The organism is Pseudomonas sp. MBLB4136 (genome assembly GCF_051904765.1).
In the GTDB taxonomy this organism is placed as follows: Bacteria; Pseudomonadota; Gammaproteobacteria; order Pseudomonadales; family Pseudomonadaceae; genus Aquipseudomonas.
Genome location: NZ_CP196713.1, coordinates 3318084 through 3332859, shown reverse-complemented (window position 1 = coordinate 3332859; position 14776 = coordinate 3318084). Strand labels below are relative to the sequence as shown.

The 14776-nt window shown below is 69.5% G+C and carries 13 protein-coding genes; 6 read left to right on the top strand and 7 right to left on the bottom strand.

The genetic code is table 11. The features are described 5' to 3' along the window. Window positions 1-19 precede the first annotated feature (19 nt). From ACSX1D_RS15095 to ACSX1D_RS15085, 3 genes are all read left to right on the top strand, one after another. Window positions 20-652 (top strand): hypothetical protein, encoded by a 633-nt coding sequence (locus ACSX1D_RS15095; protein WP_439859281.1) that lies wholly within the window; start codon window positions 20-22, stop codon window positions 650-652. A 106-nt stretch (window positions 653-758) separates the two neighbouring features. Continuing rightward, entirely contained in the window at window positions 759-1247 is a 489-nt protein-coding gene (locus ACSX1D_RS15090; RefSeq protein WP_439859280.1) for a hypothetical protein, read from the top strand. Then, on the top strand, window positions 1244-2596 hold the full coding sequence (locus tag ACSX1D_RS15085) for a GAF domain-containing protein (protein ID WP_439859279.1): 1353 nt from the start codon (window positions 1244-1246) through the stop codon (window positions 2594-2596). Before ACSX1D_RS15090 ends, ACSX1D_RS15085 begins: the two co-directional genes overlap by 4 nt. Window positions 2597-2603: 7 nt before the next feature. Here the strand turns inward: ACSX1D_RS15085 and ACSX1D_RS15080 are convergent, their stop codons facing one another. The 7 genes from ACSX1D_RS15080 to urtA form a co-directional block, all read right to left on the bottom strand. Further along, on the bottom strand, window positions 2604-2975 hold the full coding sequence (locus ACSX1D_RS15080; protein ID WP_439859278.1) for a hypothetical protein: 372 nt from the start codon (window positions 2973-2975) through the stop codon (window positions 2604-2606). Between the two features lie 43 nt (window positions 2976-3018). Then, window positions 3019-3726 (bottom strand): hypothetical protein, encoded by a 708-nt coding sequence (locus tag ACSX1D_RS15075; protein WP_439859277.1) that lies wholly within the window; start codon window positions 3724-3726, stop codon window positions 3019-3021. A 265-nt stretch (window positions 3727-3991) separates the two neighbouring features. After that, entirely contained in the window at window positions 3992-4690 is a 699-nt protein-coding gene (gene urtE / locus ACSX1D_RS15070) for an urea ABC transporter ATP-binding subunit UrtE (RefSeq protein ID WP_439859276.1), read from the bottom strand. An 87-nt stretch (window positions 4691-4777) separates the two neighbouring features. Continuing rightward, entirely contained in the window at window positions 4778-5617 is an 840-nt protein-coding gene (urtD, locus tag ACSX1D_RS15065) for an urea ABC transporter ATP-binding protein UrtD (RefSeq protein ID WP_439859275.1), read from the bottom strand. Then, window positions 5614-6675, bottom strand: a complete 1062-nt coding sequence (gene urtC, locus ACSX1D_RS15060) for an urea ABC transporter permease subunit UrtC (protein ID WP_439862334.1) — start codon at window positions 6673-6675, stop codon at window positions 5614-5616. The genes urtD and urtC overlap by 4 nt, the downstream gene beginning before the upstream one ends. Before the next feature lie 44 nt (window positions 6676-6719). Next, window positions 6720-8291: an urea ABC transporter permease subunit UrtB gene (urtB, locus tag ACSX1D_RS15055; RefSeq protein WP_439859274.1), complete on the bottom strand. Its 1572-nt coding sequence runs from the start codon at window positions 8289-8291 to the stop codon at window positions 6720-6722. Window positions 8292-8354: 63 nt separating this feature from the next. Beyond that, entirely contained in the window at window positions 8355-9623 is a 1269-nt protein-coding gene (gene urtA, locus ACSX1D_RS15050) for an urea ABC transporter substrate-binding protein (RefSeq protein WP_439859273.1), read from the bottom strand. 271 nt (window positions 9624-9894) lie between these two features. On the opposite strand from urtA, the gene ACSX1D_RS15045 reads away from it, so the two are divergent. Genes ACSX1D_RS15045 through ACSX1D_RS15035 form a run of 3 tightly spaced genes read left to right on the top strand, consistent with a single transcriptional unit; the run spans window position 9895 to window position 14773 of the window. Next, the gene (locus tag ACSX1D_RS15045) at window positions 9895-13296 is read left to right on the top strand and encodes a hybrid sensor histidine kinase/response regulator (RefSeq protein ID WP_439859272.1); all 3402 of its coding nucleotides are present in this window, start codon (window positions 9895-9897) and stop codon (window positions 13294-13296) included. Continuing rightward, window positions 13293-13955, top strand: coding sequence for a response regulator (locus tag ACSX1D_RS15040; RefSeq protein WP_439859271.1), 663 nt, complete (start codon window positions 13293-13295; stop codon window positions 13953-13955). The genes ACSX1D_RS15045 and ACSX1D_RS15040 overlap by 4 nt, the downstream gene beginning before the upstream one ends. Then, window positions 13955-14773 carry an urease accessory protein UreD gene (locus ACSX1D_RS15035; RefSeq protein ID WP_439859270.1) on the top strand — a complete coding sequence of 273 codons (819 nt, stop codon included), beginning with the start codon at window positions 13955-13957 and terminating at the stop codon, window positions 14771-14773. The genes ACSX1D_RS15040 and ACSX1D_RS15035 overlap by 1 nt, the downstream gene beginning before the upstream one ends. Window positions 14774-14776 lie beyond the last annotated feature (3 nt).

Below are 14776 nucleotides of genomic sequence, written 5' to 3'. Positions count from 1 at the left end.
CTGAACGGAGGGCAGGGCAATGAAGAGCTGGTTGCTGGTGGTCTGTGCACTGTTGGCCGGCTGTGCCGGCTATCGCTATGGCGAGGTCAGCCACGCCTATCTGGAACCGGCGCCGGCGGTTGCGACCGTCGTGCGCGGCAGGCAGAACTGGCTGGAGGTGCCGGGGGCGCGCGTGCGCGTCGAGCTGGGCAATGAGGTCCAGCACAGCGAGCACCAGGTGATACTGTTCATCGTCCCGGTGATGTACGACCCCATCGACAAACCGCTGTACCAGGCGGGACGGGGCGCCCGTCTGCTGCTGGAAATCAGCCCGCAGGCCGGCGCCGCGGGCTTTCGTCCGGAGCAGGTGGTGCTGTCGATAGACGGCCGCGAGCATCGCCCGGCCGGGGTCCAGCAGCTGGTGGCGTTCGACCCGGGCCAGTACCCGCTGGAGGGCGTGCGCGATGCCGAGGAGCGGGCGCCGGCCGGCCTCGACTATCCCCTGCAGCGCGCGGGACGCCATTACCAGTTCTGGCTGCGGTTCGACGCGCCCATGCCGGCGCCGTCCCAGGACATCCGCCTGGACCTTTCCCGGGCCTTGCGCGTGCCGGGTCAGCCGGCGGTGCCGCCGATCCGCTTCCGCGTGGTGCCCTGGAAGCAGAGCTACACCTGAGTGGCGAGGCACCCGCCGGACGGGCCCCAGAGCCAGCAACGCCGGGCTTCTCAGCTGCCCGGCGATGGTGCACGATAGGCGTTCCCAAGCTGGCGGGCCGGAGATCATGGGCAGCCCCACACTGAGCGATGAGCAGGTGCGCTTCATCGAAAGCGGCGTGTCGATCAGCGCCGCCTCGCGCGACGTGCGCCGGGTGCCTTCGGTGTGCAAGGTGGTCGGTTGCCGGGTGGCGGCGGACCGGCGTCTGGTCACCATCCTGGTCGACGCCGCGCAGGCCGGTCAGCTGCTGCAGGACGTCGCCGGCAGCGGCGCCCTGGCGGTGGTGTTCTGCTTGCCCAGCAGCCACCGTACCCTGCAGCTCAAGGGCCATGATGCCCGCCAAGTTCCCCTGGCCGACGGCGATGCCGAACTGGCCGAGCGCCACCGCGCGGCCTTCGCCGATGACCTGCTGCCACTGGGCTACGCGCTGCCCTTCGCCCTCGCCACCCATGGTTTCCAGGCCGAACGGCTACGGGCGCTGAGCTTCACCCTGAGCGACCTGTTCGAGCAGACCCCCGGCCCCAATGCCGGCATGCGCCTGGAGCCCGAGGCATGAGCGGCGGGCCGAGCCTGGATGCCATCCGCCCCTGCCTGGAGGGAGCGGTGCCGGCGGCGATTGCCACCTGCGACGCGGCGGGCACGCCGAACGTGACCCTGGTGTCCCAGGTGCACTATGTCGACCCCAATCATGTCGCGCTGTCCTTCCAGTTCTTCAACAAGACCCGTGAGAACATCCTGGCCAATCCCCAGGTCACGGTGTTCCTTCTGCACCCGCAGACCAGTGCGCGCTACCGCCTGGCGTTGCTCTACCGGCGCACCGAGACCGAGGGGCCGCTGTTCGAGAGTATGAAGGCCAAGCTCGCTGGGATCGCCTCGCACACCGGCATGAGCGGGGTGTTCCGCCTGCTCGGCGCGGATGTCTACCAGGTGCTGGATATCGAGCATGTAGCCGGCGAGGAAGTGCCGCCGGCGCAGTGCGCCCCCTGCCATATCGCCCGCCTGCGCCAGTTGAGCCAGCGCCTGGCCGCCTGCGGCGACCTGGCCGGCCTGCTGGAGCAGTGCCTGGCCGGGCTGGCCAGTCTGCTCGAGATGCCCCAGGCCATGGTGCTGCTGCTGGACAGCCAGGGGCAGAAGCTGTTCACGGTGGCCAGCCACGGCTACCCGCTCTCCGGGATAGGTTCGGAATTCCCCCTGGGTCGCGGCATCATCGGCGTGGCGGCGCAGTTCCGCACCCCTGTGCGCATCGCCCACATGGCATCGGAATACGCCTACAGCCGGGCCATTCACGAGCACCTGGCCGAGGCCGGGGCGGGCGACCGGCTGGAAACCGAGATTCCTTTTCCCGGCCTGGCCGAGCCCCATAGCCAGTTGTCGGTCCCCATCCTGGCGGCCGGACGGCTGCTCGGCGTGCTGCATGTCGAGCATGCCGAGCCCCATCGCTTTGGTTATGACGAGGAAGACTGCCTGATGGCCCTGGCCAGCCTGCTCGGCGCCTCGATCCTGGCCCTGCAGCAGGCGGCGGATAGCCCGCTGGAGGAGGGCGAGGGCGCCCCGGCGCCGGCGCCGCTGCTCGGCGTACCGCTGACGGTGCGCTACTACCCGGCCAACAGCAGCGTGTTCCTCGGCGAGGACTACCTGATCAAGGGGGTGGCCGGGGCGATCTTCTGGCGCCTGCTGAGCCTGCATGTCGAGGAACGGCGCAGCGAGTTCAGCAACCGGGAATTGCGCGTCGATCCGGCGCTGAAACTGCCGGAACTCGACGACAACCTCGAGGCCCGGCTGATCCTCCTGCAGCGCCGGCTGGCCGAGCGCAGCCGCGACATCATCCTCGAGAAGTGCGGGCGCGGGCGCTTGCGCCTGTTGCTCAAGCGCCCGGTGCTGCTGCAGCAGATCGCCGCTCGTTAGACGCCTGTCAGGCGCGGCGCCAGAGCACGTTGCCGGCGAACAACAGCACCGCCAGGAGCATCACCACCGCCGTGCTGCCGAGCACCGGCCCGGCCTGGGGCGTGCCGGTGAGCACCAGGGCCAGCGACAGCATCATGATCGGCAGGAACAGGTTGTGCAGCCAGAACTGCAGGCTGGCCAGGCGACTGGCGGCGGCCTTGGGGAAGTAGTGGTAGATCACCCCGACCAGGGTCAGGGTGACCCAGCCGAGCAGGTTCATGTGCGCGTGCACGGCCATCAGGCGGTGGTCGCCGCTCAGGCCCATGAACACGCCCAGGCCGACGGCCAGGCAGAAATAGACGATGGCGACGTAGATCCAGCGACGGGAAAGGGGGCTCATCACGTAACTCCTCATTGGGCTTGGTGTTGGGCGGCAGGCCGGCTCAGGCCGGCAGGTCCGCCGGCTCGACCGTCCGGGCCAGGCCCAGGGCGGCATCGAGACGGGCGTGGTGGCGCGGCGACAGCTGCGCCTCCAGCGTGTCGAGGGTGGCGGCGAACAGCTCGGCGGGGGCCTTGGCGCGCAACTCGAGAAGAAAGCCGGCACGCTCCTCGGGGTTCAGCGCCGGCAGCATCCAGTACAGGACGCGCTGCATCTCGTCCGGGCTGAGCGAGGCGACGATGCGCTGCTCCAGGTCGATCAGCTCGGCATCGCTGTGGGTTTCCCAGAGCAGGCGGTTGTTATCGCGCTCTTCCTGTTCCATGTGCAGCAGGTTGTCGGCGACGAAACAGGCCAGGCGCCGATAGAGCTGGTGCACCACGTCGCCGCGGCGCAGGGCCGGCAGGTGGATCACCTGCTCGGTCAGCGCGGCCAGTTCGTCCATCGCCTCGCGGTGTTGGCGGTGCTCGGCCGCGCAGTGCAGGGTTGCACCGGGGCGACGCCGCTCGAGGGCCGGGTCGACCATCTGGTCCTCGTGGTCGATGTGCGAGCGGCAGAAGGCCAGCAGGCCCTGCAGTTCGGCGAGCACGGCGCGGGCCTCGGCGCAGTCCTGCCAGTCGCAACGGCCCAGGGCGCAGAGGGTGTGGACCAGGTGGGCGCGCAGGCCCTTGTGGATCAGCGCATAGATATCGAAACGGGCGGCGGTGCACGGCATCGACTGACTCCTCGGTGGTGGTCTGAGGAGGTCCATGCTAGGGCGCGGCTATCGGGCGGTTTGCGAAATAACCCCTAGGCAATCCCTAAATATTCCCTAACCGCTCACGCCATCGGCGTGCGGTTCGGCGCTGGCGCGCAACCTTGGCCTGGGGGGCGAGTCGGGTGGCGCGGGCGCTGCACCGAGGGGCTCCGGGGCAGGCGCCGAACCTGTGGCTGGCGGGCGTGTGCTGGCTCTGGGCGACGGCGCGAGGGCGCCGCCGTCGTCAGATGGCGACCAGTCCGCGCACGCCGTCGGCGGCCATGGTCGCGCCGCGGCCCTGCTGGACGATTTCGCCGCGACTCATCACCAGGTACTGGTCGGCCAGTTCGGCGGCGAAGTCGTAGAACTGCTCGACCAGCAGGATGGCCATGTCGCCGCGTTCGGCGAGCTTGCGGATCACCGCGCCGATTTCCTTGATCACCGAGGGCTGGATGCCTTCGGTGGGCTCGTCGAGGATCAGCAGGCGTGGCTGGCTGGCCAGGGCACGGCCGATGGCCAACTGCTGCTGCTGGCCGCCGGACAGGTCGCCGCCGCGGCGCTGCTTCATCTCGCGCAGCACCGGGAACAGCTCGTAGATGAATTCCGGCACCACCTTGGCGTCCTTGGCGCCGAAGCGCGACAGCCCCATCAGCAGGTTCTCCTCCACCGTCAGGCGGGCGAAGATCTCCCGGCCCTGGGGCACGTAGGCGATGCCGGCCTGCACCCGCTGGTGCGGCTTGTGCGCGGTGATGGCCTGGCCTTCCCAGGTCACCCTGCCGTCCTTGGCCGGGATCAGGCCCATCAGGCACTTGAGCAATGTGGTCTTGCCCACGCCGTTGCGGCCGAGCAGGCAGGTGACCTCGCCGACCCGGGCCTCGAACGACAGACCACGGAGGATATGGCTGCCGCCGTAGTACTGATGGAGTTGCTCAACTTGCAGCATGTCGATGTCCTTAATGTTCGTTCGGTGCGCATGGCGCACCCTACGGCGTTCGCCGCGGCGGGTAGGGTGCGCCGTGCGCACCGATCATCAGCGACCCAGATAGACCTCGATCACCCGCTCATCGGCCTGCACCTGGTCGAGGCTGCCTTCGGCCAGCACGCTGCCCTGGTGCAGCACGGTGACGTGGTCGGCGATGGTGCCGACGAAGCCCATGTCGTGCTCCACCACCATCAGCGAGTGCTGGCGCGCCAGGGACTTGAACAGCTCGGCGGTGAACTCGGTCTCGGCGTCGGTCATGCCCGCCACCGGCTCGTCGAGCAGCAGCAGGTGCGGTTCCTGGACCAGCAGCATGCCGATCTCCAGGAACTGCTTCTGGCCGTGGGACAGCAGCCCGGCGGGGCGGTGGCGCGAGGTGTCCAGGCGGATGGTGCTCAGCACCTGGTCGATGCGGTCCTGCTGCTCGCCGCTGAGCCTGGCGCGCAGGCTGGCCCACACCGATTTGCCGGTCTTCTGTGCCAGCTCCAGGTTCTCGAACACGCTCAATGCCTCGAACACCGTGGGCTTCTGGAACTTGCGGCCGATGCCGGCCTGGGCGATGGCCACCTCGCTCATGGCGGTCAGGTCATGCTGCTCGCCGAAGTAGGCGGTGCCGCTGTCCGGGCGGGTCTTGCCGGTGATCACGTCCATCAGGGTGGTCTTGCCGGCGCCGTTGGGGCCGATGATGCAGCGCAGTTCGCCGACGCCGATGTACAGCGTCAGGTCGGTCAGCGCCTTGAAGCCGTCGAAGCTGACGTTGATATCCTCCAGGCTGAGGATGGTGCCGTGGCGCACATTGACGCCCTTGCCCAGGGTCTTGCCGGTATCCAGGGGCGCGTGCGGCGCGATTGCGGCCTGGCGCGGGGGCGCGGAGTGGGGCGCGGCGCTCATTGCGGTTTCTCCTTCTTCAGCAAGCCGATCACGCCCTTGGGCAGGAACAGGGTGACGACGATAAACAGGGCGCCCAGGGCGAACAGCCAATACTCGGGGAAGGCCACGGTGAACCAGCTCTTCATGCCGTTGACCAGGCCGGCGCCGAGCAGCGGGCCGATCAGGCTGCCGCGCCCGCCCAGGGCCACCCACACGGCGGCCTCGATCGACTGGGTCGGGGCCATCTCGCTGGGATTGATGATGCCCACCTGGGGCACATAGAGCGCGCCGGCCAGGCCGCACAGCACCGCACTCAGCACCCAGATGAACAGCTTGTAGCCGCGCGGGTCGTAGCCGCAGAACATCAGGCGGTTCTCGGCGTCGCGCACCGCGGTCAGCACCCGGCCGAACTTGCTGCGCGCCAGCCGGAAGCCCAGCACCAGGCTGCCGACCAGCAGCGCCACGGTGGCGAGGAACAGCACCGCGCGGGTGCCCGGCGCGGTGATGTCGAAGCCGAGCAGGCGCTTGAAGTCGGTGAAGCCGTTGTTGCCGCCGAAACCGGTCTCGTTGCGGAAGAACAGCAGCATGCCGGCGAAGGTCAGGGCCTGGGTCATGATCGAGAAGTACACGCCCCTGATCCGCGAGCGGAAGGCGAAGAAGCCGAACACCAGGGCCAGCAGGCCGGGGGCCAGCACCACCAGGCACAGGGCCCAGAGAAAACTGTCGGTGCCATACCAGTACCAGGGCAGTTCGTTCCAGGCCAGGAAGCTCATGAACGCCGGCAGCTCATCGCCGGCGCTCTGGCGCATCAGGTACATGCCCATGGCATAGCCGCCGAGGGCGAAGAACAGGCCATGGCCCAGCGACAGCAGGCCGGCGTAGCCCCACACCAGGTCCAGGGCCAGGGCGACCACGGCGTAGCAGAGGATCTTGCCGACCAGGGTCAGGGTATAGGCGCTGACCTGCAGCGGGTGCTCGGCCGGCAGCAGGTGCAGCAGCGGCAGGGCCAGCAGCACGGCCAGCGCGCACAGGCCGAGGCCGAGGCGCAGCTGCGGGCCGAGGCGGGCACTGGCGCGCATCAGCAGGCTCTTGTTCAGCGTGGTGGGGTTAAGTGGCATGGTCATCAGTCGATCACCCGTCCCTTGAGCGCGAACAGCCCTTGGGGACGCTTCTGAATAAAGAGAATGATCAGCGCGAGGATGAGGATCTTGCCCAGCACGGCGCCGATCTGCGGTTCGAGGATCTTGTTGGCGATACCCAGGCCGAAGGCGGCCATCACGCTGCCGGCCAGCTGGCCGACGCCGCCGAGCACCACCACCAGGAAGGAGTCGATGATGTAGCTCTGGCCCAGGTCCGGGCCGACGTTGCCGATCTGCGAGAGGGCCACGCCGCCGAGGCCGGCGATGCCCGAGCCGAGGCCGAAGGCGAGCATGTCCACCCGTCCGGTCGGCACGCCGCAGCAGGCCGCCATATTGCGGTTCTGGGTCACCGCGCGCACGTTGAGGCCCAGCCGCGTCCTGTTCAGCAGCAGCCAGGTGAGCACGACGACGGCCAGGGCGAAGCCGATGATGACGATGCGGTTGTAGGGCAGCACCAGGTTGGGCAGCACCTGCACGCCGCCGGACAGCCAGTAGGGATTGGCCACCTCGACGTTCTGCGCGCCGAACAGCACGCGCACCAGCTGGATCAGGATCAGGCTGATGCCCCAGGTCGCCAGCAGGGTTTCCAGGGGGCGGCCGTAGAGGTGGCGGATTACCGTGCGCTCCAGGGCCATGCCGATGGCGGCGGTGACGAAGAAGGCCACCGGCAGCGCGGCCAGCGGGTAGAGCGCCAGGTACTCGGGGGCCAGGCGCTGGAAGCCGAGCTGCACCAGGTAGGTGGCGTAGGCGCCGAGCATCAGCATCTCGCCATGGGCCATGTTGATCACCCCCAGCAAGCCGAAGGTGATGGCCAGGCCGAGGGCGGCGAGCAGCAGGATCGAGCCGAGGCTCAGGCCGCCGAAGGCCTGGCCGAGCCATTCGCCGATCAGCAGGCGGCGTTCGACCTGGGCCAGGCTGGTCCGGGCGGCGCGGCGCACCGCGGCGTCGCTCTCCACGCCGTCGTCCAGCAGGTTCTCCAGGCGTACCCGGGCCATGGGCTGACCGCTGTCGCCAAGCAGGCGCACGGCGGCCAGGCGCACGGCCGGGTCGGCGGCGACCAGTTGCAGGTTGGCCAGGGCCAGGGCCAGGGCCTCGCGCACCGCCTCGTCCGGCTCGCCGGCCAGGCGCTGCTCGAGCAGCCCCAGCTGCGCCGGCTTGGCCTTCTGTTGCAGGGTCTGGGCAGCTGCCAGGCGCACGGCCGGACTCTCGGCGAGCAGCTGGTGGCTGGCCAGGGCGGTGCCGATCAGGCCGCGCAGGCGGTTGTTCAGGCGCAGCTTGCGCGGGCTGCCCACTGGCGCGGCCGCGCCCTCGGCGGCCCGGTAGGCATTATCGATGAGGATGAATGCGTGCTTGTCGCTGTCGCTGGCGACACGGCCCTGATCCAGGGCTTCGAGCAGCATCAGGCGCCCGCTCTCGGGGGCGGCGGCCCAGCGCTCCAGCAGCTTGGCTTGTTGCGAGGAGCTGGCCGCGGCGAACTGGTTGGCATCGCCGGCGTGGCTGGCCAATGGCAGCACGACCAGCAGCAATAGGCAGTAACGGTACAAGGCAGTGAGCATGACGGGGTCCTTCGGGTTGCGCTGCGCAGCCCCTCTCCCGGCGGGAGAGGGGCGCTCTGGCGCTTAGTTCGAGCTGACCGCGTAGTCCGGCTTCTTGTCGTTGCCGGGGATGTACGGGCTCCACGGCTGGGCGCGGATCGGGCTGCTGGTTTCCCAGACCACCGAGAACTGGCCGTCCTCCTGGATCTCGCCGATCATCACCGGCTTGTGCAGGTGGTGGTTGCTCGCGTCCATGGTCAGGGTGTAGCCGCTCGGCGCCGCGAAGCTCTGCCCGGCGAGGGCCTCGCGGACCTTGTCGACCTCGGTGGTGCCGGCCTTCTCGACGGCCTGGGCCCACATGTGGATGCCGACGTAGGTGGCTTCCATCGGGTCGTTGGTCACCGCCTTGTCCGCACCCGGCAGGTTCTTGGCCTTGGCGTAGGCCTTCCACTTGCTGACGAACTCGGTGTTGACCGGGTTTTCCACCGACTGGAAGTAGTTCCAGGCGGCCAGGTGGCCGACCAGCGGCTTGGTGTCGATGCCGCGCAATTCCTCCTCGCCCACCGAGAAGGCCACTACCGGCACGTCGGTGGCGTCCAGGCCCTGGTTGGCCAGTTCCTTGTAGAACGGCACGTTGGAGTCGCCGTTGACCGTGGAGATCACCGCGGTCTTGCCGCCGGCGGAGAACTTCTTGATGTTGGCGACGATGGTCTGGTAGTCGCTGTGGCCGAAGGGGGTGTAGACCTCTTCGATATCCTTCTCCGCTACGCCCTTGGAGATCAGGAAGGCGCGCAGGATCTTGTTGGTGGTGCGCGGGTAGACGTAGTCGGTGCCCAGCAGGAAGAAGCGCTTGGCGGCGCCGCCGTCTTCGCTCATCAGGTACTCGACCGCCGGAATGGCCTGCTGGTTGGGCGCCGCGCCGGTGTAGAAGACGTTCGGCGAGAGCTCCTCGCCCTCGTACTGCACCGGGTAGAACAGCAGGCCGTTGAGTTCCTCGTAGACCGGCAGCACCGACTTGCGCGACACGCTGGTCCAGCAGCCGAAGGTCACGTCGACCTTGTCCTGGGTCAGCAGCTGGCGGCCCTTCTCGGCGAACAGCGGCCAGTTGGAGGCGGGGTCGACCACCACCGGCTCGAGCTGCTTGCCGAGCACGCCGCCCTTGGCGTTGATCTCCTCGATGGTCATCAGCGCCATGTCCTTGAGCGAGGTCTCGGAGATGGCCATGGTGCCGGACAGCGAGTGGAGGATGCCGACCTTGATCGTCTCGGCGGCCTGCAGGCTGAAGGGGAACGCGCCGCTGAGCAGCAGGGCGCTGGCGGCGAAGGCAGACTTGAGCAGGGGACGGCGTTTCATGCGGTGGATCTCCCGTGGGCATTGGATGGCCACAGCATGGTCCGGGCGGGCGCCGCGGCGTTATACGCCGCCTGACGTAAAGGCCTACGTCATCTGACGTATCCAGCCGCTGCGCCAGCCTGGTGCATCCTCTGCGCCCATGAAGCCATCCTGGTGCGTGTCCCTGTCGTCCAGCTGCCCCGTCTTGCGCGGTGCGGGCCGCTGGGCGGCGAAAATGGGGCAGGGCACGCGCCTTGCAAGTGCGCTGGCTCGTTCTCAGGAAGACTCCGTCGTGCACGCCAACGGCCCCCAGCGCATCGTCAATATTCGCCGCGACTACAACGCCTGGGTCGCCGACGAGACGCGCGAGGACTATGCCCTGCGCTACACCGCCCGCGCCTTTCGCAAGTGGTCTGAGGCGCGCATCGCCAACACCGCGCTGGGCACCCTGTCGTTCCTGGTGCTGGAGGCCATCGGCGCCACCCTGGTGCTCAACTACGGCTTTGCCAACAGCCTGTGGGCGATCCTGGCCATGAGCCTGGTGATCTTCCTCACCGGCCTGCCGATCAGCTATTACGCCGCGCGCCACGGCATCGACATGGACCTGCTGACCCGCGCCGCCGGCTTCGGCTATATCGGCTCGACCATCACCTCGCTGATCTACGCCAGCTTCACCTTCCTGTTCTTCGCCCTCGAGGCGGCGGTGATGGCGGTGGCGCTGCAGCTGTACTTCGCCATCCCGCTGAGCCTGGCCTACGTGATCAGCGCCGTGGTGGTCATCCCCCTGGCGGTCTACGGCATCACCCGCATCAGTCGCCTGCAGGCCTGGAGCCAGCCGCTGTGGCTGGTGCTGCTGCTGGTGCCCTACGCCTGCGTGCTGATCGCCCATCCGCAGCTGCCGGCCGAGCTCGTCGCCTTCACCGGCGGACGCGGCGACAACGACTTCGACCTGGTGGCCTTCGGCCTGGCCTGCACCCTGGTGCTGGCGCTGGTCACGCAGATCGGCGAGCAGGTCGACTACCTGCGCTTTCTCCCCGAAAAGACCGCGGAGAACCGTCGGCGCTGGTGGACGGCGCTGCTGCTGGCCGGCCCCGGCTGGATAGTGCCCGGTGCCCTGAAGATGCTCGGTGGCGCCCTGCTGGCGGTGCTGGCCCTGCAGCATGGGGTGCTCGCCGAGCACGCCGCCGAGCCGGCGCAGCTGTACCGGGTGGCCTATGAGCAGGTGTTCGCCAGCCCGCAGTGGGCGCTCGCCGCCATGGTCCTGCTGGTGGTGGTGTCCCAGGTCAAGATCAACGTCACCAACGCCTACGCCGGCTCGCTGGCCTGGTCGAACTTCTTCGCCCGGGTCACCCACAGCCATCCGGGGCGGGTGGTCTGGCTGGTGTTCAACGTCGGCATCGCCCTGATGCTGATGGAGCTGGGCGTGGTCGAGGCGATCGAACAGGTGCTCGGCCTCTACGCCAATGTCGCCATCGCCTGGATCGGCGCCATTGTTGCCGACCTGGTGATCAACAAGCCGCTGGGCCTGTCGCCGCGGCTGATCGAGTTCAAGCGCGCCCATCTGCACGACATCAACCCGGTGGGCGTCGGCGCCATGCTGCTCGCCTCGCTGCTGGCGATCCTCGCCTACACCGGGATGTTCGGCGAAGTGGCCCAAGCCCTGGCCCCGCTGATCGCCCTGGGCACCGCGCTGCTGGTCGCGCCGCTGCTGGCCTGGCTGACCGGTGGACGCTACTACATCGCCCGGGCGCCGCAGCCGCAGCTGCTGCAGCCCTACCTGCGCCAGGGCAGGCTCGACTGCGGGGTGTGCGGCAACGCCTACGAGGCGCCGGACATGGCCTTCTGCCCGGCCTACGCCGCGCCCATCTGTTCGCTGTGCTGCTCCCTGGACGCGCGCTGCGATGACCAGTGCAAGCCGCGGCAGGCGTTGCAGCAGCGGCTCGAGGCCTGGCTCGCGCGGCTGCTGCCGGCGGTGGCCGTGCCGCGCCTGCACACCCGCCTGCTGCACTACGTGCTGGTGTTCGGCCTGATGATCAGCTTGCTCGCCGGGGCCCTGGCGCTGGTCTACGGCCAGCTCGTCCACGGGCTCACGCAGAACCCCGCCGACGCCGCCCAGAGCCTGCTGCAGGGGTTGTTCAAGGCCTTCCTGATTCTCGCCCTGTTCGTCGGCGTGCTGGCCTGGTGGGTGGTGCTCAACCGCGAGAGCCGGCGGGTGGCGCTGGAGGAGTCGCGGCGCCAGACCGGCCTGCTGCTGCAGGAGATCGAGGCACACCGCGAGACCGACGCCCAGCTGCAGAAGGCCAAGGAGACCTCGGAGGCCGCCAGCGCGGCCAAGAGCCGTTACGTCACCGGGCTGTCCCATGAGCTGCGCACGCCGCTCAACAGCATCCTCGGCTACACCCAGATCCTGCGCCGTGACAGCGGCCTTGCCGAGCGCCACCAGCAGGCCCTGGCGACCATCCAGCGCAGCGGTGCGCACCTGCTGTCGCTGATCGACGGGCTGCTCGACGTGGCGCGCATCGAGGCCGGCAAGCTCAACCTGGAGCCGTCGGAGATCGACTTCGCCGACTTCGTCGAGCAGCTGGCGAAGATGTGCGCGCCCCAGGCCGCGGACAAGGGCCTGGCCTTCCAGCTGGAGCGCGGCGGCCGGCTGCCGGCGGTGGTGCGCGGCGACGAGAAGCGCATCCGCCAGATCCTCATCAACCTGCTCGGCAATGCCGTGCGCTACACCGAGCGCGGCACCGTCACCCTGCGCGTCAGCTACCTGCGCCAGACCGCCAGCTTCGAGATCCTCGACACCGGTATCGGCATGGCCGCCGACCAGCTCGAGCGCCTGTTCCAGCCCTTCGAGCGAGGCGATCCGCTGCGCCAGGACAGCGGCCTGGGCCTGGGCCTGACCATCGCCCGCATGCTCACCGTGCTGATGGGCGGCGAATTGACGGTGAGCAGCGCGCCGCAGCAGGGCACGCGCTTCCAGCTGCGCCTGTACCTGCCGGCGGTGCGCGTGCCCCAGGCGCTGCTGGCCCAGGAGCACGACATCGTCGGCTACCGTGGCCCGCGGCGGCGCATCCTGGTGGTCGACGATCACCTCGAGCATCGCCAGGTGCTGGCCGGCCTGCTCGAGCCGCTGGGCTTCGAGATCGCCATGGCGGGCAACGGCCGGGAGGCGCTGAGCCAGGTCTCGCTGCTCAACCCCGAGCTGATCCTGATGGACCTGTCGATGCCGCAGCTCGACGGCTGGCAGACCAGCCGGCTGATCCGCAGCTCGGTCGGCTCCCAGGCGCCGATCATCGTGGTCTCGGCCAGCGCCTTCGCCGATGACGACCAGCGGCGCCTGGACCCGGCCTGCGACGACTACCTGGCCAAGCCGGTGCACGGCCCGGCGCTGCTGGAAAAGGTGCGCCAGCACCTGAACCTGGAGTGGCTGCGCCGCGAAAGCGCCGAAGCGCCGGCGCTGGCGGCCCTCGAACTGCCGGCCGCGGCCCTGGCCGAACTCGGCGAGCTGGTCGCCCTGGGCTATGTGCGCGGGGTGCTCGAGCGTCTCGACCGGCTGGAGCGTGAGGTGCCCGATTGCGCGGCGGCCATCGAGCGCCTGCGCGGCCTGGCCCGGCGCTTTCAGCTCGACGAGCTGGCGCGCGGCCTGGCCCAGGCGACGCCGAGCGCCGAGCGCCCCTCGCAGGCGTCCTGGTCATGAATATCGTCGAGCGCGGCGAGCAGAGCATCGTGCTGATCGTCGACGACCTGCCGGACAACCTGGCGCTGCTCTCCGACGCCCTGGAGCAGGCCGGGCACATGGTGCTGGTGGCCCTGGACGGCGCCACCGCGCTGCAGCGCATGCAGCGCCTCAAGCCCGACATCGTCCTGCTCGACGCGCGCATGCCGGGCATCGACGGCTTCGAGACCTGCCGGCGGATCAAGGCCCGCGCCGAGTTCGAGGACGTGCCGGTGCTGTTCATGACCGCCCTGACCGAGAGCGAGCACGTGCTCGAGGGCTTCGCCGCCGGCGGCGTCGACTACGTGACCAAGCCGATCCATCCCGAGCAGGTGCTGGCCCGGGTCGCCTCGCACCTGCGCACCGCCCGCACCCTGCGCCAGGCCCGCCAGGCGGCCCAGCCGGCGCCGGATGGCGAGGCGGCGCGCGCCGCGCTGACGCGGCGCTACCAGCTCACCGCCCGCGAGCTGGAAGTGCTCGAGTGGGTGGCCTGCGGCAAGACCAACCGCGACATCGGCGAGATCCTCGGGCTCAGCCCGCGCACCGTCAACAAGCACCTCGAGCATGTCTACGTGAAGCTCGGCGTGGAAACCCGCACCGCCGCCGCGGCGGTGGCCATGGCCATGGGAGTGGCACACTGATGCAGGCAGCCTGCGAACTCGATGACGGCTGGCGCGCCGAGCTGGCCCTGCGCTTCGAACGGCGCGGGCCGCGCACCGTGCTGGCCGGACGCCGCCACCGCGGCCCGCTCACCGTGCAGCGGCCGTTCTACCCCGAAGGCGCGCCCTGTCATCTCTACCTGCTGCATCCGCCGGGCGGGGTGGTGGGGGGCGACCGCCTGGCGCTGGATGTCGTCCTGGAGCCGGGCAGCCACGCCCTGCTGACCATGCCCGGCGCCACCAAGTTCTACCGCAGCGCCGGCGCCACCTCGCAGCTGTCGCAGCGCTTCCGCCTGGGCGAGGACAGCCTGCTGGAATGGCTGCCCCAGGACAGCATTTTCTTCCCCGGCGCCCAGGTGGCGCTGGAGAGCCGCTTCGAGCTGGCCCCCGGCGCCCGCCTGCTGGCCTGGGAAACCCTGTGCCTGGGCCGCCCGGTGATGGCCGAGCGTTTCAGCCAGGGCGCCCTCGACAGCCGCCTGCACCTGTTGCTGGACGGCGAGCCGCTGCTGCACGAGCGCCTGCGCATCGCGGGCGGCCGCCTGGACAAGCTGGCCGGCCACCCGCTGGTCGCCACCTTCTGCGCCGCGCCGGCCGACGCCGCGCTGCTGGCGCAGGCCCGCGAGATCATCGAAACGTTGCCCGGCCCGGCCGGCGCCACCCTGCTCGACGGCCTGCTGGTGGTGCGCCTGCTCGAGCATGACAACCAGCGCCTGCAAGCCACCCTGCAGCGGCTGTGGTGCGCCCTGCGGCCGGCCGTGGCCGGCCTGGCGCCTTGCCCGCCGCGTATCTGGAACACCTGAGGA

What these genes read in the sequence shown, in the direction of transcription:
- ACSX1D_RS15035 (WP_439859270.1), top strand. Translation starts at nt 13,955, where the DNA reads ATGCAGGCAGCCTGCGAACTCGATGACGGCTGGCGCGCCGAGCTGGCC.
- urtC (WP_439862334.1), bottom strand. Translation starts at nt 6,675, where the DNA reads ATGCGCGCCAGTGCCCGCCTCGGCCCGCAGCTGCGCCTCGGCCTCGGC.
- ACSX1D_RS15040 (WP_439859271.1), top strand. Translation starts at nt 13,293, where the DNA reads ATGAATATCGTCGAGCGCGGCGAGCAGAGCATCGTGCTGATCGTCGAC.
- ACSX1D_RS15090 (WP_439859280.1), top strand. Translation starts at nt 759, where the DNA reads ATGGGCAGCCCCACACTGAGCGATGAGCAGGTGCGCTTCATCGAAAGC.
- urtD (WP_439859275.1), bottom strand. Translation starts at nt 5,617, where the DNA reads ATGAGCGCCGCGCCCCACTCCGCGCCCCCGCGCCAGGCCGCAATCGCG.
- urtA (WP_439859273.1), bottom strand. Translation starts at nt 9,623, where the DNA reads ATGAAACGCCGTCCCCTGCTCAAGTCTGCCTTCGCCGCCAGCGCCCTG.
- urtE (WP_439859276.1), bottom strand. Translation starts at nt 4,690, where the DNA reads ATGCTGCAAGTTGAGCAACTCCATCAGTACTACGGCGGCAGCCATATC.
- ACSX1D_RS15095 (WP_439859281.1), top strand. Translation starts at nt 20, where the DNA reads ATGAAGAGCTGGTTGCTGGTGGTCTGTGCACTGTTGGCCGGCTGTGCC.
- ACSX1D_RS15075 (WP_439859277.1), bottom strand. Translation starts at nt 3,726, where the DNA reads ATGCCGTGCACCGCCGCCCGTTTCGATATCTATGCGCTGATCCACAAG.
- ACSX1D_RS15085 (WP_439859279.1), top strand. Translation starts at nt 1,244, where the DNA reads ATGAGCGGCGGGCCGAGCCTGGATGCCATCCGCCCCTGCCTGGAGGGA.
- ACSX1D_RS15080 (WP_439859278.1), bottom strand. Translation starts at nt 2,975, where the DNA reads ATGAGCCCCCTTTCCCGTCGCTGGATCTACGTCGCCATCGTCTATTTC.
- urtB (WP_439859274.1), bottom strand. Translation starts at nt 8,291, where the DNA reads ATGCTCACTGCCTTGTACCGTTACTGCCTATTGCTGCTGGTCGTGCTG.